This window comes from Anaerococcus jeddahensis (genome assembly GCF_001182725.1).
Lineage (GTDB): Bacteria > Bacillota > Clostridia > Tissierellales > Peptoniphilaceae > Anaerococcus > Anaerococcus jeddahensis.
Genome location: NZ_CWHU01000005.1, coordinates 527,223 through 550,108 on the forward strand (window position 1 = coordinate 527,223; position 22,886 = coordinate 550,108).

At 28.2% G+C, this 22,886-nt stretch carries 22 protein-coding genes and 1 riboswitch; of the genes, 17 read left to right on the forward strand and 5 right to left on the reverse strand.

Features of this window, described 5'->3' with window-relative positions; genetic code table 11:
• Positions 1-150 precede the first annotated feature (150 nt).
• On the forward strand, positions 151-651 hold the full coding sequence (locus tag BN2087_RS05565) for a hypothetical protein (protein WP_049690842.1): 501 nt from the start codon (positions 151-153) through the stop codon (positions 649-651).
• Between the two features lie 489 nt (positions 652-1,140).
• Here BN2087_RS05565 and BN2087_RS05570 read toward each other — a convergent pair whose 3' ends face one another.
• The 3 genes from BN2087_RS05570 to BN2087_RS05580 form a co-directional block, all read right to left on the reverse strand.
• Positions 1,141-1,509 (reverse strand): DUF5684 domain-containing protein, encoded by a 369-nt coding sequence (locus tag BN2087_RS05570; protein WP_049690843.1) that lies wholly within the window; start codon positions 1,507-1,509, stop codon positions 1,141-1,143.
• A 579-nt stretch (positions 1,510-2,088) separates the two neighbouring features.
• The gene (locus BN2087_RS05575; RefSeq protein WP_049690844.1) at positions 2,089-2,715 is read right to left on the reverse strand and encodes a response regulator transcription factor; all 627 of its coding nucleotides are present in this window, start codon (positions 2,713-2,715) and stop codon (positions 2,089-2,091) included.
• On the reverse strand, positions 2,705-3,628 hold the full coding sequence (locus BN2087_RS05580; protein ID WP_148485522.1) for a sensor histidine kinase: 924 nt from the start codon (positions 3,626-3,628) through the stop codon (positions 2,705-2,707). Before BN2087_RS05580 ends, BN2087_RS05575 begins: the two co-directional genes overlap by 11 nt.
• A gap of 255 nt (positions 3,629-3,883) precedes the next feature.
• Here BN2087_RS05580 and BN2087_RS09475 point away from each other — a divergent pair, with 255 nt between their 5' ends.
• The 4 genes from BN2087_RS09475 (at position 3,884) to BN2087_RS05595 (ending at position 7,371) form a co-directional block, all read left to right on the forward strand.
• Positions 3,884-4,081: a DUF4428 domain-containing protein gene (locus BN2087_RS09475; RefSeq protein ID WP_245190847.1), complete on the forward strand. Its 198-nt coding sequence runs from the start codon at positions 3,884-3,886 to the stop codon at positions 4,079-4,081.
• Positions 4,042-4,521 carry a hypothetical protein gene (locus BN2087_RS05585; RefSeq protein WP_245190849.1) on the forward strand — a complete coding sequence of 160 codons (480 nt, stop codon included), beginning with the start codon at positions 4,042-4,044 and terminating at the stop codon, positions 4,519-4,521. The genes BN2087_RS09475 and BN2087_RS05585 overlap by 40 nt, the downstream gene beginning before the upstream one ends.
• 753 nt (positions 4,522-5,274) lie before the next feature.
• Positions 5,275-6,240, forward strand: coding sequence for an InlB B-repeat-containing protein (locus BN2087_RS05590; protein ID WP_049690845.1), 966 nt, complete (start codon positions 5,275-5,277; stop codon positions 6,238-6,240).
• Between the two features lie 216 nt (positions 6,241-6,456).
• Positions 6,457-7,371, forward strand: a complete 915-nt coding sequence (locus tag BN2087_RS05595; protein WP_049690846.1) for an alpha/beta fold hydrolase — start codon at positions 6,457-6,459, stop codon at positions 7,369-7,371.
• A gap of 276 nt (positions 7,372-7,647) precedes the next feature.
• Here BN2087_RS05595 and BN2087_RS05600 read toward each other — a convergent pair whose 3' ends face one another.
• A complete protein-coding gene (locus BN2087_RS05600) occupies positions 7,648-8,871 on the reverse strand; it encodes an IS110 family RNA-guided transposase (RefSeq protein ID WP_049690226.1) in 1,224 nt (407 codons plus the stop codon).
• A 278-nt stretch (positions 8,872-9,149) separates the two neighbouring features.
• On the reverse strand, positions 9,150-10,157 hold the full coding sequence (locus BN2087_RS05605) for a potassium channel family protein (protein WP_049690847.1): 1,008 nt from the start codon (positions 10,155-10,157) through the stop codon (positions 9,150-9,152).
• A gap of 174 nt (positions 10,158-10,331) precedes the next feature.
• Here BN2087_RS05605 and BN2087_RS05610 point away from each other — a divergent pair, with 174 nt between their 5' ends.
• The 12 genes from BN2087_RS05610 to BN2087_RS05665 all read left to right on the forward strand — a co-directional run bounded on the left by BN2087_RS05610 (position 10,332) and on the right by BN2087_RS05665 (position 22,830).
• The gene (locus BN2087_RS05610; RefSeq protein WP_049690848.1) at positions 10,332-11,375 is read left to right on the forward strand and encodes a serine hydrolase; all 1,044 of its coding nucleotides are present in this window, start codon (positions 10,332-10,334) and stop codon (positions 11,373-11,375) included.
• A 79-nt stretch (positions 11,376-11,454) separates the two neighbouring features.
• Positions 11,455-12,477 carry a serine hydrolase gene (locus BN2087_RS05615; RefSeq protein WP_049690849.1) on the forward strand — a complete coding sequence of 341 codons (1,023 nt, stop codon included), beginning with the start codon at positions 11,455-11,457 and terminating at the stop codon, positions 12,475-12,477.
• An 82-nt stretch (positions 12,478-12,559) separates the two neighbouring features.
• Complete coding sequence (locus BN2087_RS05620; RefSeq protein ID WP_049690850.1) at positions 12,560-13,297, forward strand: YwaF family protein; 738 nt, start codon at positions 12,560-12,562, stop codon at positions 13,295-13,297.
• 130 nt (positions 13,298-13,427) lie between these two features.
• Positions 13,428-14,093 carry an L-serine ammonia-lyase, iron-sulfur-dependent subunit beta gene (gene sdaAB / locus BN2087_RS05625; protein WP_049690851.1) on the forward strand — a complete coding sequence of 222 codons (666 nt, stop codon included), beginning with the start codon at positions 13,428-13,430 and terminating at the stop codon, positions 14,091-14,093.
• Entirely contained in the window at positions 14,093-14,992 is a 900-nt protein-coding gene (gene sdaAA / locus BN2087_RS05630) for an L-serine ammonia-lyase, iron-sulfur-dependent, subunit alpha (protein WP_049690852.1), read from the forward strand. The genes sdaAB and sdaAA overlap by 1 nt, the downstream gene beginning before the upstream one ends.
• Positions 14,993-15,346: 354 nt before the next feature.
• Entirely contained in the window at positions 15,347-16,033 is a 687-nt protein-coding gene (gloB, locus tag BN2087_RS05635; RefSeq protein ID WP_049690853.1) for a hydroxyacylglutathione hydrolase, read from the forward strand.
• 23 nt (positions 16,034-16,056) lie between these two features.
• Positions 16,057-16,131, forward strand: a riboswitch (Fluoride riboswitch).
• A 45-nt stretch (positions 16,132-16,176) separates the two neighbouring features.
• The gene (locus BN2087_RS05640) at positions 16,177-17,367 is read left to right on the forward strand and encodes a cation:proton antiporter (protein ID WP_049690854.1); all 1,191 of its coding nucleotides are present in this window, start codon (positions 16,177-16,179) and stop codon (positions 17,365-17,367) included.
• Between the two features lie 21 nt (positions 17,368-17,388).
• Positions 17,389-18,300, forward strand: a complete 912-nt coding sequence (locus BN2087_RS05645; protein WP_049690855.1) for a LysR family transcriptional regulator — start codon at positions 17,389-17,391, stop codon at positions 18,298-18,300.
• Positions 18,301-18,430: 130 nt separating this feature from the next.
• Positions 18,431-20,698: a 5-methyltetrahydropteroyltriglutamate--homocysteine S-methyltransferase gene (gene metE / locus BN2087_RS05650; RefSeq protein ID WP_049690856.1), complete on the forward strand. Its 2,268-nt coding sequence runs from the start codon at positions 18,431-18,433 to the stop codon at positions 20,696-20,698.
• Positions 20,682-21,533, forward strand: a complete 852-nt coding sequence (gene metF, locus BN2087_RS05655) for a methylenetetrahydrofolate reductase [NAD(P)H] (protein WP_049690857.1) — start codon at positions 20,682-20,684, stop codon at positions 21,531-21,533. The genes metE and metF overlap by 17 nt, the downstream gene beginning before the upstream one ends.
• A gap of 138 nt (positions 21,534-21,671) precedes the next feature.
• Positions 21,672-22,559, forward strand: coding sequence for an alpha/beta fold hydrolase (locus BN2087_RS05660; protein WP_049690858.1), 888 nt, complete (start codon positions 21,672-21,674; stop codon positions 22,557-22,559).
• A complete protein-coding gene (locus tag BN2087_RS05665) occupies positions 22,549-22,830 on the forward strand; it encodes a DUF1294 domain-containing protein (RefSeq protein ID WP_049690859.1) in 282 nt (93 codons plus the stop codon). Before BN2087_RS05660 ends, BN2087_RS05665 begins: the two co-directional genes overlap by 11 nt.
• Positions 22,831-22,886: the final 56 nt, after the last annotated feature.

The window sequence follows — 22,886 nt, forward strand, 5'->3', positions numbered from 1 at the left end:
ACTCAGATGGTAAAGATAGATAAATCATCAACTGTAGTAATTTTACAGAAATCACTTACCGCTCAATAACCAGTCAGATTATGCTAATTCTTGTGCTAGACGATGAATTTAAATTGTTCATAATAATTAATAAAATCAAAGGAGAAAATAATGGGTAAAATTTTAAAATCTGTAGAAGAAGTAAAGAACTTGCTTGAAATTGATTCTTTTAGAAATATTACTAAAGAAAAAGTAATAGAATTTGTATCACAAATTCCAAATATGGATAAGGAAGTTGCTATAAATATAATTAATCAATTTCCATCATATGTAAAATTATCTGAAACTATGATAGTACAGTTGAAGAATCTTTGTAGTGATGCACTAACACAAAATAATAAAAGCAATGAAGCATCAATTAATGCTTATAGCAAAATTCTTGATGATTTAGGAATCCTTTTGCATAAAGAAGAATTAACTTTTGAAGAGAAAAAATATATTACAGAACAAATGGTTTCAATAGCGGATAAGATATCAGCTAAAGATACAGAAAATAAAAAATTCATTAATAATAAGATAGGTTATGTTTCCATGGCATTTATGGCAGTAGTAGGAGTAGGTGTTTTGATTTTAGGAGGGGGAAATATTTCAATTGATGATAATCATATATAAAATCAAATTTGAAAAAAATTAGAATGAATTATAAACTTAAAGGTAAGAATTAATTTTACACAGTCTCTATTTAAAATTAGAAAGCAAAAACCAGCACATGATGTGCTGCTCAGAGCGTAGACAAAGTCAGTTTAATAATTTATTAATAATTCGAAAATAAAATTAGGCTAAAACCCATCTCGACTAGATTATTGTGCCTTAATTTGGCACAATAATCCCTAAAACTAAGTGCGAAAGCACGAAGAAGTTTGCAAAGCAAACGTGTTTTAGTGCGAGTGAAACGAACGTATGGAGAGATCTCATGAGATTTCTCCGCTCGTTGCACTCGGTCGAAATGGAAAATTTTTTAGTTTGTCAACAGTCTGACTGCTGGTTTTTCTTTGGGCAATTGCTCTTAAAATATCTATTCTTTGATGGCCCTAATAAAGTATAATCTAATCGAGGCTTTGATTAATATAAAAAGCTTTAATGAAATTTTTGATTTAATTATTAACTTTCAGGAACTCCAAAATATTTTGCGTCGCTAAATCCAAGTATAGCATAGAAAATAGGAGTTAAGAATATTAGTCCTGCAACAAATCCTCCGCTTTTTCCAAATGCTTTTGCTAGTTTTATTTGAGTTTTTATAGATATAAATATGTTAACAATTGGTATAAGTAATAGAAGGAATTTAATTCCGCTTCCCCATGTGATTTTAAAAAGAACATAGATATTATAAATAGGAATTATTGATGCCCATCCAGCCTCTCCTGCTTTGACAAACATCATCCACATCCCAACAACAAAAACAATTGCTACTATAATACTTAAAACAATATTGAGAGTACCACCTGCGCCTAAATTTTTATAATTCTCCATAATATACTCCTTTCGTTAAATTATTTGCCGCGTTTAAAAGAATTTTTAATTCTTTAATAACTTTGGCCTAAAGATTTATTTTTTATCATTCTATAAATCTGCAATTTTTACTATAGGTGAAACCATATCAATAAAATTTTGCTTGTTTTTTTTATCTCCTTTTCATTTCATTATCACTTTTTTTTATAGTGTGTATATACATCAAAATGCCTTTATCATTTTTGAAACCATTTTTCATCAAACTCTTAATATTTGCTACTCCTTTCTAATATATTTACAAAATTGTTTATTGATGATGATTTTCTATTAGTTTAAATAAATTATATCAGCGATTAAACTTTAGCACATCACCCTAAAGTATGAAATTTAAAGAATTTTTAATTTTTTTTAAAAAGTTTATGTAATTTAATTATTTTATTAAAGGATAAGGGGGCATGTAATTTTTTGCATTAATCCTTGACCATTGTTGTATAAACTGCCTTTGTATTAATTTATAAATTAAAACAGACTGACCTAAAAATAATTAAAGGTCAGTCTGTTTTTTAATTTAAATTTTTTTTTATATTATATGTCGACTATCTATTCATCTTCTATAACAAAGCCTGTGATACGGGATTGGATTGCAAGTTTGGTTCTGTTGGAAAATCCAGTTTTTTCCAATAGATGTTTAATATGAGTTTTTACTGTATTTTGCGAGATGTGTAATTTTTTTGCAATTTCTTCATTTCCAACACCAGTTTTAAGAAGCCTAAGAACTTCAATTTCTCTAGGCGTAAATTCAATAGAGCTAGATAAGCCAAGTTTAACTTCTGGAGTTTCTTCTGGATATATGGATTCACCAGAAAGAGTTCTTTCAACAATTTCTAAAATTGTTTCTTGAGAGACTTCTTTATACCAAAAACTGTCGATTCCAATTTTTTTGGCTCGATTCATCCACGACACTTCCGGCATGCTGGTTACAGCAAGAATTTTTATATCTGGTTTTAATTTTTTTATTTTTTCTGCAGCGTCCAAGCCGTTTGAACCATCTTGCATAAGAATATCCATTATAACTAGGTCGATATGGCTTTTTAAAACGTAGGTATCTGCAAACATTGCACTATCAATACAATATATAACTTCATATTCTGGGGCTTGGTTTATAGAAAGTTTAAAAAGTTCTCTTGAAACAAATTGATCATCTACAATCATTATTTTATAAGTCATAATTTTCTCCTTTTATCCAAGATATTTCAAGTTTAAAGTTTTGTTCAGTATTTATTTTAATTGTACTGTCAAAGGAGTCTAAGCGTTGACGAATATTTTTTAGCCCTCCTTTTTCAACTATAGGTTCATAAGCTTTTAAACCGTCATTTTCAATTTTGCAATGAATTCTAAATTCATCTTCATATAAGTTTATCCAAATATTTTTTGCCTGCCCATGGCGAATTGCGTTGTTTAGTGCCTCATGGACTATGTCTACTAAAAGTATCCAGTCATTCTCATTTGAAGGTGTTTTACCATTTACATGAACATCTACTCCAATATCTTTTGCCGTTGAAATCAATTTTTCAAATCTGGATTCGTTTTTAGGTGATTCGTTGTTTTCTTCTAATATTAAAAGACTTTCCATCCAAAGTTTAATCAACTTATCACGCTCTTTTTTTGTCTTATCTGCATTTTCTAAATAACGTTTAAAGTAGATTAAAGATTGTCCTATTTTGTCGTGAATTTTTATTTTTGCCTTTAAAATTTCTTTTTGTCTTGTGTATTCCCCAACATTTTTTTGGTAATCTCTTAAACTTTCATTAATTTTTTTAATCTGTTTAGTTTTCTTTTCGATTTCTTGATACAAGGAACATTCCAATGTGATATTATATGCAATAGTTTCCTTAACCAAGCAATGATAAAAGATCTTTATTTGCCAAATTTGGCCGAGGCTTTCCAAAACTAGGGGATCTCTTTGTAAAATTTTTATATTTGGTCTAATTTTATTGTTTTTAATATTTTCTGCACAAACAAGGTCATTGACTAACATTTTTCCAAAGACTTCATAGCTAATATCTTGCATTATTCTATTTACCAATAGAGGAGTTCCATCAAGCTTAGAAAAACAAATACCATTAGGAAGATTGTCCATACTCTCTTTAATTGAGTTTTTTCCAATACTTTTCTTTTGCCTTTTAGAAAATTCCATGATTAATATAATTTCCAAGGTGCAAATTAAAATGTTATATAAATATAAAAAATGTATGGGAAGATAGGGCCTAGTAGGTAAAGATGGCTCATATATAAAACAAGCAAATTTTTCATATATTTAATAAAAAGTCTAAAAATAGTTAGATAAAAGAAAAGTTAATAACTTAATATAATCAAATAATAAAAGGAGACAATTATGAAATTATTTGGTAAAAAAGAAAAAAAATTATGTCCAATATGCGGCAATGAATTGAAGTTATTTAGCAGCGTGCTAGTTGATGATGGAGAAATCTGTGGTGATTGTGAGAAAATGATCCGTGGTCAATTCAATATCACTGAATATTGGAAGAAAAGATGGGCACTGATGGCTTTGATAGAGCAGATTATCTTTTAAAAACAAAGGATCCACTAAAGCTTATGACAGTAGATGAAATTAAAGAGATGATTAATTCAATGAAAAAAGAGCAAGCACAGATTATAGAAAATGTTGGTTCCAATTATGCAAATATAGCCAAGGCAGATAAGTGTATTTCCATTGCACCAAAAGCATTTGATGTTGGACTAAAAAGAGCAAAAGCATACAAAAATAGATTCGTTGCTACCTCTCAGATTATAAGTGGTGAATTTGCAAAAGGAGATACAGTTACAGTTACTACAAATGGCAAGGATATCACAACTACAATTCTCGATGTTTTTGAATGCAGTAACAGCTCAACATTTGAGACAACACTTGGAGCCAATATGGGCAAGCATAAGGTCGAAGCGGGAACTAGTGCATGGATTATCTTGGATTTAACAGGAGATGTCGGCCAAGGTAGTTTGATTCAAAAGTAAGATGCTATAGACTTTTATAGAATAAGAAAATGAAATAGAAATATTTCGAAGCTTTTTCGATAAAAAAACTCTGAGGTTCTATTTTACGAATCTTTGTCAAATAGTCTTGCTTTCTATACAGAACAAAAAAATATAAGGAGTAAACTTATCCCTTTTTTAGTGAGTCAATAAATAATAACAAATAAAAAACCGCTAAAGCTCTAGTAGAAAAATAGGTGCGAGTGATAGAATATTGGACAAGCCCAATAGTAAAGTGTCAGTATTCACGCCTTATAGGTAAAGGTAAAATTACAAGTTAATCTGGTAGTTTTGATTTATAAAATAATATTTATAACCATATCAGAAAATAAAAAAATAATAAAAAAAACAAGAATAAGTCAAAAAATCATTTTATAATTTCTTTAAAAGTAGCTTAATAGCTGCTCTTTTTATTAGCTTTATACACGAGAGCTAATAATATTAGAAAAAACTTTTAGATATAGATTAGTCAGATAAATTAAAATAATTATATTACTTAAATAGTCAAAAATTCTTATAATAATAATGATTATATATTTAACAATGTTGTTTAAAAAATTTACAAAATAAGGTATAATATTAAAAAATATAGATATAAATAAAATGCAAAAGAAAGACCGAGGAGAATATGAAAAAATATAAAAAATAAAACTTGAATTCGAGGAAAAGGTTCTTGATAAAAATACAAAACCAATCTATGCAACAAGGAAATTATCAATAGGCCTAGTATCTTGTATGCTGGGACTATTAATGGCTGCACCTGTAGTTCATGAAGAAGATCTTGACATTAACCAAGTAGATTCAAACGCACCAGCTATTGAAGATAAGATTAGCGAAAAAACCCTAGAAAAAGGAAAAACCTATACATTACCAGGAAACGGATTTGAAGTTCCAGAAGGCAAAGAATTTGACGGCTGGATGATAGGAAACGAAAAGAAAAAACCAGGCGACGAAATCACAGTAAATAACAATGTAAAAGTAGTAGCTCAATGGAAAGATAAAACTGCAGAACCACCAGTTAAAGACGAAGTGAAAGTAAGCTTCGATGGAAATGGTGGAAATGGTGAAATGAAAGAACAAACCATTAAAAAAGGCTCAACCTATAACTTACCTGAAAATGGATTTGAAATTCCAGAAGGTAAAGAATTTGACGGCTGGATGATAGGAAACGAAAAGAAAAAACCAGGCGACGAAATTACAGTAGAAGGAAATGTAACTGTTGTAGCTCAATGGAAAGACAAGAACCCAGGCACAACACCATCAGAAGAAACAGTAAAAGTAAACTACAATGCTAATGGTGGATCTGGTGAAATGACAGGCGCAACCCTAAAGAAAGGTTCAAAATATATCTTATCTGCAAATATCTTCAAAGCCCCAGCTAACAAAGAATTCAAAGCATGGGAAGTAAATGGCAAAGAAGTAGCAGCAGGAACAGAAATAATATTAGATAAAGATATAGAAATAAAAGCTATCTGGAAAGATAAGAAAGCAACTCCAAACCCAGATCAAGACAGACATAGTCAAAAACCAAAAATAATTAAAGCAAATAATCCAGATAATAAAGGCAAAGCAAATAATACTAAGAGCCTAGGTCAAATAGGCAAAAATGTACAAACTGGCATTGAATCTGTAGAATGTGTAGCGGGAATTTTAATGACAGCTGTAGGTGGATTATTTGTAAGTAAAAAAAGAAAAAAATAAAATAATTTTTTGATAAAATGTGATGAAGCAAAATAGCAAAGCTATTTTGCTCATCACTTTTTTTATTATATAAAAATAAAATTTCTAATTAAAAATTTATAAAAATAAGGCTGGGTTTATTAGGATTAATTATAAATTTTTAAATTTAAAATCAAATATAAAAAGCCGAATATTGGGTATAAAATATTTAGAAGATTTACTTTTTTTGGTGATAATATGATTATTTTTAAATTTATATTATATTTATTTATTTTTATTTTTTTAACTTTTTCTCTTAATAAATTTCTATTATTAAGGGAAAAAAATAAGATAATTGGCTACGGGAATAAGATATTAATAAAGGGTAAAAAAATCAATATAGTTGAAAAAGGGATAGAAAATAAAAAAATAATAATTTTAAATCCTGGATATGGAACTATAGCTCCTGGGCTTGATTTTTTGCCATTAATTGATGAACTTTCTAAAAATTTTCATGTTATTGCAATTGAACCTTTTGGATATGGGGATTCGGATTTTTGTAGAAATTCTAGAAGTGTAGAAAATATTACTTTTGAGTTGCACGAAGTTATAAAAAAGTTGGGTATTAAAAAATATATTTTATGTTCTCACTCGATATCTGGTATTTATTCTATTTATTATTTAAATAGGTATGAAGATGAAGTTGTTGGTTTTATTGGAATGGACACTTCGGTTCCAAATCAACTAAAATATACTGGAAATAAATTTTTTCCAATTCTTAGAAAATTATCAAATAGGCTTGGATTTATAAGACTTTTATCAATTATTAAGCCGGAATTGTTTATGGCAAATAATAATTACTATAGTGATGAAGTAAAATCACAAATAAGATATAGGTTATACAGAGATTTTGCAAATGAAGATAATTTGAATGAGGGCTTAAATTTTGAAAGAAACTGGAGTAAAATAAAAGATTTATATTATCCTAAAAATATAAAAAAAATCTTTTTTCTTGCAAAAAAAGAAGATAAGGATAAGAATTGGAGATATATTGAAACAAAAAATGCCTTCAACAATCAAAATGGAAAGATTTATTTAATGGAAGGAAGTCACTATATTTATAGGGAAAAATTTGTTGAAATGTCAGAAATTATTAGGGAAGAGTTTTTATAGAAAAAAGGCTATTATTTATTAATAGCCTAAGAGCGTATACAAAGTCAGTTTAATAATTTATTAATAATTCAAAAATAAAATTACGCTATAACCCATCTCGACTAAGTGAGTGAAACGAACGCACGGAGAGATCTCATGAGATTTCTCGACTCACTACGTTCGCTCGAAACCTGCTAGGAAAAATCAAGTCTTTTTTTAAAAAAATCAAATAATTTTATTACTAAATTTGACCATAGGAAATAAGCCCTCTTGTTTGGGCTTTTTTTTTCTATTTTTTTATGCAGCTTTTAGTAATTCTTCCTTGTTTTTTTCCTCCATTACTTTCGCATAATATATTCTTAAAAATTTGTTTATTCCTGCTATGTTTGATACTTTTTTTGCCTTGCCTTCTCTTTCTTTTTTTATTATATATTTATATACCGAATTGCTTTCATCTTTTGCTTTTTTCATACATAACATTGCCATGTATAGTACTTTTCTTAGGATTGGATTTCCTCTTTTGGATATTTTTCTTTGTTTTGCACTAAAGTTTCCTGATTGATATGGTGGTGAATCTATTCCTACAAATGATATTAGACTTTTCTTGTTTTTGTATTTTCTTATATCTCCTATCTCTGCTGTTATTTGTATGGCTAATTTTTCTCCTATGCCTGAAAATTCTTTTGCTATTTTGTATTCTTCTAATTCTGTGGCGATTTCTTTCATTTGTGATAGAATATTATTAAGAGTTTTGTTTATTACTCTTAGAAATTCAATCGAGTCTAGGACATTCGCATCTATTTTTGAGTTACTAGATGAGATTGTTGGGATTGATTCTAAGGCATTTTGGTAAATGGTTATTGCTTTTTGTGCGTTTGGATGATATCCCTTTTTCTTTGCCCATTTTTCATAATCATTTACAAATTGCTCTTGACTTCTTTTTAATATCTTTTCACTATTAGTCCATCTTTCTACAAAGTCTATTAGTTTATCTTTTTGATAATTACCATTTGCATGGGGGATTAGTTTTTTTAGTCCTGGATGTCTTTTTTCTATTTCTTTGTCTAAATAGTTTAAGTGATTTATTCTTAGTTTTTGGTAATGTTGATAGGATCTGTTTAATTGTTTTAATCTTACATATTCTTCTTTATCTTCTTTGAATTGTATTAGATCATTCCAGTTCATTAAACCATATTCAGCTATGTGTATAGCATCTTTTTTATCTGTTTTTACATTTCTAAAACTTAAGGCTTGGCAAAATCTTTTCATTTTTAATGGATTTATTACGCTTACAAAAAATCCTTCATTTACTAAACTAATTAAGATAGGAATATGATAAATTTCTGTTGCTTCCATAACTATTTTTACATCTTCATCTAAAGATTTAATTTTAGCAATTAATTTATTTACATCATTTTTTACATGATAAATATTAAATGGTTTAAAGATGACTTCTTTCCCAAATCCTAAGGCTGCAACTGTACTTTTAGATTTTGATACATCAATTCCTATTGAAATCATAAATACCTCCAATAAATTTTTATCTACCTACACAATTATCCACTCAGTTTAGCTCGTTACACGGGTGTATTAACCCAACCTGCTTAATCGAATTCTTGATAATGGAAGGTAGCAGACTGTTTCGAGTACGGGTGTATTATCCCAAATGGGCTGCGTCTGTTACCTTCATTATATTAAAAAAAGTGTAGGTAGAAAGTTTTTTCTACTTACACTTTTATAGTACTAAATGGGTAAATTTTTAGTTTGTCAACAGTCTGGGCTATTATTTATTAATAGCCTTATTTTATTTCATCACCCAGATGTCTTAATTTGTCCACTTGTTCTTCTCTTCCAAGAACAATGAGAACATCTCCTATTTTAAATGTATAATCTACTGGTGGATTGAAAACCATGGTCTGGTCTTCAATCTTTTTTATAGCTAGAACAATAAGTCCAGTTTTTTTAGGAATTTGTGCTTGAAGTAAATTTTTATTATCTAGGTAAGAATCTTTATTTACAATAACTTCTTCAAGGTCAAGTTCTACATCACCGATTTTTGTAGCAACATCCAAAAATGAAATTATATTTGGTTTTATCATTAAAGATGCCATTCTTTTACCACTTATTTCAACAGCTGACAAAGTTTTATTTGCACCAACTTTTAATAATTTTTTGCTTCCAGATTTTGTTATGGAATTTGCAATTATATATATTTTTTTATTTAGATTTCTTGCCGTAAGGACGGTTACAATATTGTCGACCTCAGAATCTAGAGTTGAAATAAGTCCTTTGGCTTTTGTGATTCCAGCTTCTTCTAAAATCTCTTCTTCTGTAGAATGACCTTCAACAACTAAAATATTATGGTGACTATAATCGTCAAGGTCATCACGTTTATCTGTAATAACGACAAAATTCAAATTTTCTTTTATAAATTTTTGAATGATAACTTCTGCAAGCTCTCCAGAACCACATATTATATAGTGATCACTTAGAGCAGAAATTTTTTTCTCCATTTTATTTCCCTTCCATAAATCAGCAAATTTTCCTTCAACAAACATAGCAACAATTGTAGTAAATGCATAACCAACTATACCAACGCCCAAAAATATCATAAATACTGAAAAAATTTCAGATTGGTTGCTGGTAGTGCCAACCTCAGTAAAACCTACTGTTGATACAGTGATAACAGTCATGTATAAGGCATCAACAAAATCTATTTTTAGTAATTTCATGTATCCAACCACTCCAATTACTAACAAAAGTATAAAGGCATATAAAATAAATTTAAGTTTTCTTTTCTCTTCCATAAGCTCTCCTTGTTGATTAGATTATAATATAAGTTTAAATAAAATACTAGAAATTTGGTAAGAGATAACTTCATTATTTATAGAAATATTTTTTAAAATTTATATTTTAATAAAATTTGACACATATTTGTTTATAGTCTAGCATTAAACTAGCATTACATATTGGGGGGGACTATGAATAAAAATAGGAAAATATTATCTAGTTTTACCTTTGTTTTAATTGTTTTTGTTTTTACTTCAATTTTAAATTTTTCTAAGGCAGATAGTGAGATTAAAAATAATAAAGTCAGGAAGGCATCTCGAAAAAATAGCATAATTGGTTTTAAATCTGATAAATATTTAAATGAAATCGAAATGATCTATGATTTAGATGATTTTAAGGTAAAAGATGAGGATTCTATATCTGATGATATTAAAAATAAAAATTCAAATAAGGAAGATGATTATCTTTATAGAGAAATTAATAAAATTATTTCAGAGGAAACTGAAAATTTAGATGGGAATTGGCAAGTTGCTGTTGATAGTATAAGGGGAAAATCAAATATTTCTATTGAAAGAAAGTCTTCTCCTAAAAATATCAATCAAACTTCTGCATCAACTATAAAAATTTTTATAGGTCTTGAAGTTTATAGGCAAGTTGAAGAGGGGATTTTAGCTGAAAAAGATGTTGAAGAAGATCTTTACCTTATGCTTAGAAATTCTAATAATGAATCTACAGATAGGTTAATCGATTTAATTGGCGATAATAGTGTGGATAAGGCTAGTAAAAATGTTAGTAGAATTATTTATAAAATTACTGGCGAAAACAAAACTGGCCTTTATACAAAAATGAATCAAAGAGGTAAGAATAATGTTGCTAGAGCTAAGGACTTAAACAAAGGTTTAATTGCAATTTATGATGGGAAAATTGTAAATGAAGATCATTCTAAAAAAATGATTAAGGCTATGTCAAATAATACTACTACATCTAAATTTAAGCTTTTGGGAAAATTACCAAAAGGTGCAAAGGGTTTGAATAAGTCTGGTGAGTATCCTGATGGGGGAATAGAAAATGATGCAGCTATAATTGATGTTGGGGATAGTGTTTTTGCAATTTCATTTATGGGTGAGCATCCTGGCCCTGTTAGTCATAAATATGGTAATCAAGCTATAGCGATGCAAAATCTAGGAAAAAGAATATCTGAAGCTTACATAAATTTTGATAAAGATAATAAATAGTTTATATATTTTCATTTTATTTGACAGCATTATTATTTTAAGCTAGCATAAAACTAGAATATATAGTAATGGGGAAATTATGAAAAAAAATATAAAAATATTGATAAGCATTTTTATAGCTATTTTTATTTCAACTTTTGCTTTTACTTTGAAAGTTTCTAAGTCTGAAAAAGTATATAAAAATAAGAAGGTAGTTGGTTTTAAATCTGACAAATATTTAAATAAGATTGAAAATTTGTATAAATCTGATGAAGACCTTGATGAAAATATTGTAAAAAATAAAACTAAAAATACTAAAGAAGAAAAATCTTCAAATAATGATGAGCTTTCTAAGGAAATTGAAAAAATTATTGACGAGGAGTGTCAAAATTTGGAAGGGGATTGGCAGGTTGCTGTTGATTCTTTGAAAGGTGATTCTAAAGTTTCTATTTTTAAGAATTCAAATCCTCAAAAAGAAAGCTTACCTGCTGCATCAACTATTAAATTTTTTATTGCCCTTGAGGCATACAGGCAAGTTGAAGAAGGGATTTTGGATGAAAAAAATGTTGAAAATGACATTTATTTGATGCTAAGAGATTCTAACAATGAGTCAGCAAACAGGTTAATTGATCTAATTGGAAATAATGATATGAACTTAGCAAGTCAAAATCTTGGTTCTACAATTAAAAAAATTACTGGTGAAAATAAAACTGGCCTTTATAGAAAAATGCTCCATGATGGAAAGGAAAATATTGCTAGGGCCAATGATTTGAATATGGGTCTTAGAGATATTTATTTGGGAAAATTTGTAAATAGAGACCATTCAAATAAGCTAATGAAGGCTATGGCTGAAAATAATTCTACATCAAATTTTAAATTATTAGGAAAATTACCAAAAGAGGCCAAGGGCCTTTCAAAATCTGGTGAAATTCCAAATAAAGGTGTTGAAAATGATATTGCAATTATAGGTGTTAATGATGAAGTTTTTGCTATTTCTTTTTTAAGCCAGTATCCAAATCCGGTAAATCATGGTTCGGGTCCTCAATTTGATGCTATGCAAAATTTAGGTAAAAGAATTAGTGAAACTTTTATAAAATATAATATAAATAAGAAAGACTCTTAAATTTTTTTAAGAGTTTTTTAATATAACTTATGGACGTAAATAAAAAATTATTATATAATAACAAGAAAATTCAGGAGTTTTAATGAAAGATTTTATAGAAGTATTTTTTAGAAAAAAAGAAGACGGTTTTGTCTTTAATTCATATGGTTCTCTACATCTTTTCTTGTTTTCATTTATGATATTTATGGGATTTTTGATGTATAGGTATAGAAAAAATATTAGAGAAAATAAAAAAATTTATAAGATTTTAAGAAATTCTTTTATATTTTTACTAGCTTTTCAACAGCTAAGTTTTTTATTTTTTCTATCATTTATTAGACATGACACAATCAGCGAGGCCCTTCCTCTTTATACTTGCAGGGTGAGTATTTATAGTGGATTTTTTGCCTTGTTATTTAACAATAAAAATTTAAAAATTTTAACTATTTTTTGGGGACTAATTGGTGGTTTAATTGGAATGATTTATCCAGATTTGAGTCCATATTCTTGGCCACATATTATGTATGTAAATTTCTTTTTGACCCATTATTTAGTTTTTTGGGTGTCCTTGTTTTTTCTAGTAGTTGATGGGGTGAGACTCAATAGGGGAAATTTGAAATTTTTATTTATTTTTGTAAATATATTTTTGATAATTACAGAGCTTATTAATTTGAAATTTGGATTAAATTATGCTTACCTATCATATAGTCCAATTTTTACAGATCTCTTAAAAAAATTACCAGGATATTTATATTTTATTTTGGCAGGAATCTTATATAATTTTTCGATTATTTTAAATTATTATATTTTTAAAAAATTAAATCTAATTGAAGTCAAGTGAAATTATTTTGAAAAATTTGCAAAATAATTTTTCTTGGCTTTTATTTTTTTTATAAAACGAGTAGGATAATAATAAGAAGAAATTTATTAAATGCTTTATGCAAAGGTTTTTATTATAAAATGGAGGTTTTATGAAAGAATATGGTGTTTTTGATATAATTGGACCAATTATGATTGGCCCATCCTCATCTCACACAGCGGGAGCTGCGAGAATTGGACAAGTTGCTATATCAATTGTTAAAGATGGTTTTACTAGGGTGGATTTTCATCTTCACGGATCTTTTGCTCAAACTTACAAGGGACACGGAACTGACAAGGCGCTTCTTGCGGGAGTTTTGGGATTTAGGCCAAATGATAAAAGACTTAGAGATTCTTTTAAAATAGCAGACGAAAAAGGTCTTGAATATCATTTTATAAAAGATGATTTGGGACCTGTTCATCCAAATACTGCAAAAATTATTTTTTATTATCCAGACGGAACTACTTCATCAGTTACCGGATCATCAATCGGTGGAGGAAATATAGAAATTATAGAAATTAACAACGTATCAATTTCTTATAATGGAAAATTCCCAACAATAATTTTAAGGTATAGAGAACAAAAGGGTGTAATTTATGAAGTAAGTAAACTTTTGGCAACCAATGATTATAATATTGAAAGTATGAAAACAGTAAAAGCTGATGAAGAGGTTACTTTAATTGTAGAATTAAATGAAAAACTTGAAAAAAGTATAATTGAAGAAATTATTAATAATAAAAGATACGATTATGCAAATTATATAGAAGGGGTTAGATAATGTTTAGAAAAGCAGGAGAAGTTATAGAAGAATGTGAAAGAAGAGGTCTTCACATAAAAGATTTAGTTCTTGAAGAAGAATTAAAATCATCGCAAATTAATAAGGATGATATTTTATTTAATTTGACTGAAATGTTTAAGGTAATGGAAGAATCTGCAACAGGAAATTTAAATCATGAAACAAAAACTGCCATGGGAATGATTGATGGATTTGCCAAAAAAATGAATGCTTATTCTAAAGAAGGAAAATCTATTACAGGTTCTTTTGTTACAGAAGCTATGGCTATGGCTTTTTCAACTCTTGAAATTAGTGCAGCCATGGGAGAAATTGTTGCAAGTCCTACCGCAGGATCTTCTGGAATTTTGCCAGCAATTTTATATTCTCTCAAAAAAAGAGAGGGATTTTCAGATGAAAAAATGGTTGATGCTATGCTTACTGCAATTGGAATTGGAAAAATAATTGGATATTATGGATCTTTTGCAGGAGCTGAGGGCGGATGTCAAGCTGAAACTGGATCGGGAGCGGCTATGGGAGCTGCTGCAGCATGTTTTCTTTATGATCAAAGCCCAGAAGTTTGTTTTCATGCAGCAAGTTTTGCTTTCTTACATGTTTTAGGATTAGTTTGTGATCCAATTGCAGGACTTGTAGAATATCCTTGTACATTTAGAAATGCATCGGGAGTTGTAAATGCCTTTATATCTGCAGATATGGCTATGGCTGGAATCACAAGTATTGTTCCATTTGATGAAGTTTGTAAGGCAGCTGGAGAAGTTGGAGCAACTTTACCAGAAGCTTTAAGGGAAACAGGAATTGGTGGAATAGCAGGAACAGAAACTGGAAGAAAAATAAGAAAGAAATTTTTCGCTCTTGGAAATGATGCTACAAAAGAAAATAAATAGTTTTTTAAAGTAGGCTTTTGCCTACTCAGAGCGTAGACAAGGTATGAATTTAGATAATATTTTATTTTGAAATAAAAATAAGCTAAGTACCATCTCGACTAAGTGAGTGAAACGAACGCATGGAGAGATCTCATGAGATTTCTCGACTCACTACGTTCGCTCGAAATGGGTGAAAATTTAGTTTGTCAACAGTCTAAGTAGGAAACGAACGCATGGAGAGATCTCATGAGATTTCTCGACTCACTACGTTCGCTCGAAATGGGTGAAAATTTAGTTTGTCAACAGTCTAAGTAGGCTTTTGCCTACTTTTTTTTATTTTAATTTTTGGGTATAAATCTTTTGAGAGGAGTTTTTATGAAAATTAATTTTATTAGAGCTTTTGAAGATAATTATATTTGGACAATTGAAAAGGGAGAAGATGTAATTTTAATTGATCCGGGCGAGGCTAGACCTTGTTTTAAATATTTGAAAGATAAAAATTTATATGCTATTTTTTTGACTCATAAGCACATGGACCATGTTGGTGGAGTAAAAGAATTGAAGGAAAAATTTAAAGAAGCAATAGTTTATGGACCAAGTGAAACTGAAAATTTAAATGATAAAACTTTAAAAGATGAAGATGAGTTTGAAATTTTTGGATATAAGATTAAAGTTTTAAAAACAAATGGCCATACTGAAGAGCATATTTCATATTTGGTTGAAAATAATTTATTTTGTGGGGATACAATTTTTTCTTCTGGATGCGGTAGGGTATTTACAGGTGATTACCAAAGTTCTTTTGAATCCGTTCAAAAGATTAAAAATTTGGATAAGAATACTTTGATTTATCCAGCCCACGAATATACAATTGATTGCTTAAAATCTTCAAAAAGAATTATTAAGGATAAAATAATGGATGATGCAATAATTGAAGCCAAGGAAAAAATTTCAAAGGGCCTTCCTAGCCTTCCAACAAGTGTTGAAAAAGAATTATTGATTAATCCATTTTTTATGGCAAAAGATTTGGACGAGTTTAAAGAATTTATTAAAATTAAAAATTGACTAAAAATATAAAAAAATTTATAATACTTAAAGGGAATGAAGTTCTCCCTTAGATTTTTTTCTAAAACCGCGTTTATGCTGATGACTTCTGTTACTATTAGGGGACAGATTTCATCAGTTTTTTTGTCCCAAAAGGAGGAATTATGTTAATATCACTTGGTTTAATTATTATTTTTGGACTTATATTTGGATTTTTTTGTCAAAAATTAAAAATACCTGCTTTGATAGGTATGCTTTTTACGGGAATTATTTTGGGACCTCACGTTCTAAATTTACTTGATTCAAAAACACTTGGCATTTCAGCAGAGCTTAGGCAAATTGCTTTGATTATTATTTTAATTAAGGCTGGACTTTCTTTAGATATTTCTGATTTGAAAAAAGCTGGTAAATCTGCCATACTTTTATCATTTTTGCCAGCAAGTTTTGAAATATTAGCTTATTTTATTTTTGCAAGAATTTTTTTCAAAATCAGAGCAATTGATGCACTTTTGATGGGTTCAGTTCTTGCAGCAGTATCGCCAGCAGTTGTAGTTCCTAGGATGGTAAAATTAATCGAAGAAAAAAGAGGAGTAAATAAATCAATACCTCAAATGATTCTTGCAGGCTCATCTTGTGATGATATTTTTGTTCTTGTTTTATTTTCATCATTTTTGTCAATGGCAAAGGGGGAAGATGTAAGTTTAATTTCCCTTTTTAATGTACCAATTTCTATAATTTTGGGAATTTTATTTGGCTCTATTATTGGCTTTATTTTATACCTTGTTTTTGAATATTTTTATAAAAAAGACGATATGATTAGAAATTCTACAAAAGTTATTATAATTCTTGCACTTTCATTTTTATTAGTCGCAATGGAAAGTCTATTAAAATCAAAAATTGCCTTTTCTGGACTTTTGGCAGTTATTGCTATGAGTTGCGTATTTAAAATCAAGGCAGATGATGAAGTTTCTTTAAGACTTTCTGAAAAATTTGGGAAATTATGGATTTTTGCTGAGATTTTATTGTTTGTTTTGGTTGGGGCAGAGGTAAATATCTCATATATAACAAAACTTGGATTTTTATCAGTAATAATGGTGTTTTTGGCATTGATTATAAGATCATGTGGAACTTTAATTTCAATTGCAGGGTCAAACTTAAATAAAAAAGAAAAATTATTTACAGTTTTTTCTTACATGCCAAAGGCAACAGTCCAAGCAGCTATAGGAGCTGTTCCTCTTGCAAATGGACTTTCTAGTGGGGATATAATTTTATCAATGGCAGTTTTGGGGATTTTATTAACAGCCCCAATTGGAGCTATTTTTATTGACAATTTCTACAAAAAATTACTTGATTAATTTTTTTAAAAAGGAGCTTTTATGACTTTACAACAATTAAAATATCTTATTGCTATTGTAGAAGAAGGTTCAATTTCTAAAGCAAGTAAGGCTTTGCTTGTAAGCCAACCCTCCTTATCTAAGTCGATTTTTGATTTGGAAAAAGAAATGGGCATTAAAATATTTACTATAACAAACAGGGGAGTCAAATTAACTGAAGAAGGGGAAATTTTTCTAGCATATTCAAGATCTGTAGTTGAACAAGCAGATTTTTTGGAAAATAATTACAAAAAAAAGGAAGTTACTAAAAGAGTTTTTTCAATTTCAAGTCAACATTACGCCTTTGTTGTCAATGCTTTTGTTATGCTTGTAAAAGAATATGGGGAAAATAAATATGAATTTTCATTGAGAGAGACTACAACTTCTCAAATTATTGAAGATGTAAAGTCTTTGAGAAGTCAAATTGGTATAATCTATCTTTCAAATTTTAATAGAAATATAATTTTGGGAATTTTGGAAAGAGAAGATTTGGAATTTCATTCTATTTTTAAGGCTAAACCTCATATTTTCATAAGTAAAGACAATCCACTTGCAAAAAAAGATAATATAAGTCTTGAAGATTTAAAATCATATCCAAGATTATTGTATGAACAAGATAAAAATAATTCTTTTTATTTTGCAGAAGAATTATTCCCAACAGAATATAGTCCAAAAAATATTGTAGTAACTGACAGGGCTTCAATTTTTAATTTGATGATTGGCCTTAACGGCTACACCATAACATCAGGAGTTTTATCAAAAGATTTAAATGGTACTGGAATTATTGCAAAAAAATTAGATGCTGATGAAGAAATGGATATTGGTTATATTTCTTTAAAAAATAGGCCGATTGATTTTATTAGCAAATCCTATATAAAATATTTAAAAGAATATATTGAAAATTTCTCAAAATAAGTGGTATAGAAAAAATCTATATCCAATAATAGAAAATAAGTATTAACACTAATAAGCCATATTGCTTTATACTGTACGAAAGAATAAAAAAAGCAATGGCTTATTTTTTTAAGCTTAAAAGGAGATAGAAATGAAAACAGCTATTATTGGATTTCCAAGAATTGGAGAAAATAGAGAATTAAAATTTGCTACAGAAAAATATTTTAAAGATGAAATAAAATTTTCTGAGCTTGAAAGTGTTGCAAAAGAAATTAGAAAAAATGCTTGGCAAAAACAAAAAAAATTAGATTACATAGTATCAAACGATTTTTCTTATTATGATTTATTTTTAGATACAGCTTTTACCTTTAATGTTATAGCTAAAAGGTATAGAAAATTAAATTTATCTGATATCGATACATATTTTGCAATGGCTAGAGGCTATCAAAAAAATGGTCTTGATGTAAAGGCCCTTTCAATGAAAAAATGGTTTAACACAAATTATCACTACATGGTTGCAGAAATTGAAGATGATACTGAAATAAAATTAAATTCAACAAAAGCCTTTGACCAATATAAAGAAGCAAAAGAGTTAGGTTTTGAAACAAAATCAACGATTATTGGTATTTTTACATTTTTGAAATTATTAGATTATAAGGGAGAAAAAAATATAAATGATTTTAAAGATGATTTTATTAATGTTTATATTTCTTATATTGAAAAATTCCAAGAACTTGGTCTTAAAACTCTTCAATTTGAAGAACCTTACCTAGTTTATGATTTAAGCAAAGAGGATATTGACTTATTTGTAGAAGCTTATAAAAAAATATTAGCTAAAAAAGGCTCTATTAAAATAATACTTCAAACATATTTTGGAGATGTTAGAGATATTTATAAAGATTTGCAAAATCTAGATTTTGATGGTATTGGTCTTGATTTTATAGAAGGAAGAAAAACTTTAGACCTAATTGAAAAATATGGATTTAATAAAGATAAAACTTTATTTGCAGGACTTATAAATGGAAAAAATATCTGGAAAAATTCATATGAAAAAACTTTAGCTATAATTGAAAAATTAAAGGAAAAAGAAATAGATTTTGTAATCCAAGCTTCATCTTCTTTAATTCACGTTCCTTATAGTGTAGATTTTGAAGACGAATTGGATGAAAAATATAAAAAACATTTTGCCTTTGCCTATGAAAAGCTAGAAGAATTAAATGATTTGAAAAAATTAGTTGATTTAGATTATAAATTTGATAAAAATTTCATCGAAAATAAAAAACTTTTTGATGATAGAAAAAATCTTTGTGATAGGGAAGTGAAAGATAGGATAGAAAATTTAAAAGATTCAGATTTTGTAAGAAGAGATTCTTTTGAAAAAAGAGAGGAAATTCAAAAAGAAGAATTAAATCTTCCATTATTCCCAACAACAACTATTGGATCTTTCCCACAAACTATAGATGTAAAAAGAAATAGAAAAAAATATAAAAATGGTCAAATATCAAAAGAAGAGTACGAAGAATTTAATTACAAAAAAATTGAAGAATGTATAAGGCTACAAGAAGATTTGGGACTTGATGTATTGGTTCATGGTGAATTTGAAAGAAATGACATGGTAGAATATTTTGGTGAACATTTATCAGGTTATTTGTTTACAAAAAAAGCTTGGGTTCAATCTTATGGTACAAGATGTGTAAAACCACCAATTATTTGGTCTGATATAAAAAGAGAAGAAAAAATCACTGTAAAATGGTCATCATATGCAAAATCTTTGACAAAAAAACCAATCAAGGGAATGCTTACTGGCCCTGTTACAATTTTAAATTGGTCTTTTCCAAGAGAAGATATATCTGTAAAAGAATCAACTTATCAAATAGCTCTTGCCATTAGAGATGAAGTTTTAGATTTAGAAAAAGCTGGAATAAATATTATCCAAATTGATGAAGCAGCTCTTAGGGAAAAATTGCCATTAAGAAAATCAGATTGGTTTAGCCAATATCTTGATTGGGCAATTCCTGCATTTAGATTAGTACATTCTGATTGTAAGGCTACAACCCAAATCCATACACATATGTGCTATTCTGAATTTACAGATATAATAAAATCTATTGATCAAATGGATGCAGATGTAATTAGTTTTGAAGCTTCAAGATCAAATCTAAAAATTCTTGATTCATTAAAAGAAAATAATTTTAAAACACAAGTTGGACCAGGTGTTTATGATATTCATTCACCAAGAGTACCTTCAGTTGAAGAAATTAAAAATACTTTAAGAAAAATTCTTGAAAAAGTTGATGCGAAAAAACTTTGGGTAAATCCAGATTGTGGACTAAAAACCAGGGGTGAAGAAGAAACAGTAAAGGCTCTTAAAAATTTAGTAAGGGCAAGTTTGGAGCTTAGAGATGAATATAGGAAGTAGAAATTGTGTTTTAAGTTTTGAAGTTTTTCCACCAAGAAAGAATTTGCCCATAGAAACAATTTATAACACCATCGATAGATTAATAGATTTAAAACCAGAATCTATATCTGTAACTTATGGAGCTGCAGGAAATGATACTAGCAAAAGAACTTTTGATATAGCTGGTGAAATAAAAAAACAAGGTGTAGAATCGGTAGCTCATTTAATATCAATTGGTTTAAGTGAAGGAGATCTTACAAAAAAATTAAATATTCTAAAAGAAAAAAATGTAAATAAAATATTGGCTTTAAGAGGAGACATACCAGAATTTTCTTATAAAAAAGGAGATTATGAACATGCCTCAGATCTAATAAGGGCTATAAAAGAAAAGGGAGATTTTTACGTCATGGCTGCAGCTTATCCAGAAGGTCATATTGACAGTTTAAATCTTGTAGAAGATATAAAAAATTTAAGAAAAAAAGTTGATGCAGGTTGTGATAGTCTTGTAACTCAATTATTTTTTGACAATGAAGATTTTTATAGGTTTAGAGACATGTGTGATTTAGCTGGAATTAATGTGCCAATACAAGCTGGTATTATGCCGGTTATAAATAAAAAACAAATAGAAAAAATGATAAGTTTAAATGGTATAAAACTTCCAAAAAAATTCTTAAAAATCATGAAAAAATATGAAAATGATAAAACTGCCATGAGAGATTGTGGAATTGCCTATGCAGTAGACCAAATAGTTGATTTAATTTCATCAGGAGTTGATGGAATTCACTTGTATACAATGAACAATCCATATATAGCAGAAAAAATATATGAATCTATTAAAAATTTAATAAAAATATAAAATAATTAGAAATTGTTGCAGAAAAATATAAAATTTGCAACAGTTTCTTTTTTTTTAATTTATAAACTTATATAAAATTGATAAAAATTTTTTTTCTTTATATAATAAGACTAGTTTTAATAGAAGGTGAATAAAAAAATGAAAATAAATTATGTAAAACTTGATAACGGCGAAACTATGGCCTATAGACATGTTGGTCATGGTGAAAATAAGGTGGTTTTAATTCATGGCTTTCAATCTTCTTCTCAATTTTTTGAAGATTTATTGGAAAGTCTTGATGAAAATATTGAAGTTTTTGCTCCAGATCTTATTGGTTATGGGGAAAGTTCTTATGAAAATAAGCACAAAAAAATGAATGAATGGGCGAAAGATTTGAATTATTTTGTTGATTCTTTGAATATTGAAGATTTTACTCTTGTTGGTTGGTCTTTGGGCGGTCAAGTTGCCATGGATTTTGCAGGACTTTTCTCTGAAAAAATAAAACAATTAATTTTGATTGCATCTGTCGGAGTTAGGGGTCTAGTTATGCCGAAAGATAAGGATGCAAATGAAGATGATAAAAAATTAAAACTTCCAAATTTTTTGAAAAATTTCAATATTAAGCACGACCATTCTTTTACAGTTCCTATTTTAAATGGGATAAAGGATAAGGATATTGATTTTTTTGAAGATTTATTTAGGCAAACAATTTATAATGTCAATGACCCAAATCCTGATGATTTAAGAAAAATGGCTGAAGATTTTCTAAAACAAAGGTGTTTTTTGGAAGCCCTCCTTGCAATGGTAACTTATAATAATACGAGCGAAGATGGAGATGGCTTAATTGAAAAAATAAATAAAAAGGTTACATGGATTCACGGTGACAAGGATATGGTTGTGCCAATTGATGATGCCTATAAAAGTATTGAATATTTTCCAAACAAGGTAAATTTCATAAAATTTGAAAATTCTGGTCATGCTATTTTTGTTGATGAAAAAGAAAAATTTATAGAAATTTTTGAAGATTTGATAAAAAATGAAAATTAAATATTTAATATTTTATTTTATATTTGTTTCTATAATTTCAATTTTCCTAGTAATTTACGATAAAGTTGCTTCAAAAAAATTTAAAAGAAAAAGGGTAAGAGAAAATATTTTATTGGCATTTGCCTTTATTGGAGGGGCTTTTTCTATGTATATTACAATGAAAATTACCCATCATAAAACTCGTCACAAAAAATTCATGATATTTCTTCCAATTTTTATGATTTTACATATTTTTCTTGGATTTTTTTTAATAAAATTATTTTTTAATTAGCGGTATGAAGATGCCGCTTTTATTTTTTAAAAATGGGTAAGTATATGTAAGGAATG

Bases quoted from the DNA above. Each gene is read 5' to 3' on its own strand.
- BN2087_RS09475 (WP_245190847.1), top strand. From the start codon at position 3,884: ATGAAATTATTTGGTAAAAAAGAAAAAAAATTATGTCCAATATGCGGC.
- gloB (WP_049690853.1), top strand. From the start codon at position 15,347: ATGAAAATTAATTTTATTAGAGCTTTTGAAGATAATTATATTTGGACA.
- BN2087_RS05615 (WP_049690849.1), top strand. From the start codon at position 11,455: ATGAAAAAAAATATAAAAATATTGATAAGCATTTTTATAGCTATTTTT.
- BN2087_RS05595 (WP_049690846.1), top strand. From the start codon at position 6,457: ATGATTATTTTTAAATTTATATTATATTTATTTATTTTTATTTTTTTA.
- BN2087_RS05565 (WP_049690842.1), top strand. From the start codon at position 151: ATGGGTAAAATTTTAAAATCTGTAGAAGAAGTAAAGAACTTGCTTGAA.
- metF (WP_049690857.1), top strand. From the start codon at position 20,682: ATGAATATAGGAAGTAGAAATTGTGTTTTAAGTTTTGAAGTTTTTCCA.
- BN2087_RS05620 (WP_049690850.1), top strand. From the start codon at position 12,560: ATGAAAGATTTTATAGAAGTATTTTTTAGAAAAAAAGAAGACGGTTTT.
- BN2087_RS05640 (WP_049690854.1), top strand. From the start codon at position 16,177: ATGTTAATATCACTTGGTTTAATTATTATTTTTGGACTTATATTTGGA.
- BN2087_RS05645 (WP_049690855.1), top strand. From the start codon at position 17,389: ATGACTTTACAACAATTAAAATATCTTATTGCTATTGTAGAAGAAGGT.
- BN2087_RS05580 (WP_148485522.1), bottom strand. From the start codon at position 3,628: ATGGACAATCTTCCTAATGGTATTTGTTTTTCTAAGCTTGATGGAACT.
- BN2087_RS05575 (WP_049690844.1), bottom strand. From the start codon at position 2,715: ATGACTTATAAAATAATGATTGTAGATGATCAATTTGTTTCAAGAGAA.
- metE (WP_049690856.1), top strand. From the start codon at position 18,431: ATGAAAACAGCTATTATTGGATTTCCAAGAATTGGAGAAAATAGAGAA.
- BN2087_RS05605 (WP_049690847.1), bottom strand. From the start codon at position 10,157: ATGGAAGAGAAAAGAAAACTTAAATTTATTTTATATGCCTTTATACTT.
- sdaAA (WP_049690852.1), top strand. From the start codon at position 14,093: ATGTTTAGAAAAGCAGGAGAAGTTATAGAAGAATGTGAAAGAAGAGGT.
- BN2087_RS05665 (WP_049690859.1), top strand. From the start codon at position 22,549: ATGAAAATTAAATATTTAATATTTTATTTTATATTTGTTTCTATAATT.
- BN2087_RS05600 (WP_049690226.1), bottom strand. From the start codon at position 8,871: ATGATTTCAATAGGAATTGATGTATCAAAATCTAAAAGTACAGTTGCA.
- BN2087_RS05660 (WP_049690858.1), top strand. From the start codon at position 21,672: ATGAAAATAAATTATGTAAAACTTGATAACGGCGAAACTATGGCCTAT.
- BN2087_RS05610 (WP_049690848.1), top strand. From the start codon at position 10,332: ATGAATAAAAATAGGAAAATATTATCTAGTTTTACCTTTGTTTTAATT.
- BN2087_RS05570 (WP_049690843.1), bottom strand. From the start codon at position 1,509: ATGGAGAATTATAAAAATTTAGGCGCAGGTGGTACTCTCAATATTGTT.
- BN2087_RS05590 (WP_049690845.1), top strand. From the start codon at position 5,275: ATGCTGGGACTATTAATGGCTGCACCTGTAGTTCATGAAGAAGATCTT.
- BN2087_RS05585 (WP_245190849.1), top strand. From the start codon at position 4,042: ATGGGCACTGATGGCTTTGATAGAGCAGATTATCTTTTAAAAACAAAG.
- sdaAB (WP_049690851.1), top strand. From the start codon at position 13,428: ATGAAAGAATATGGTGTTTTTGATATAATTGGACCAATTATGATTGGC.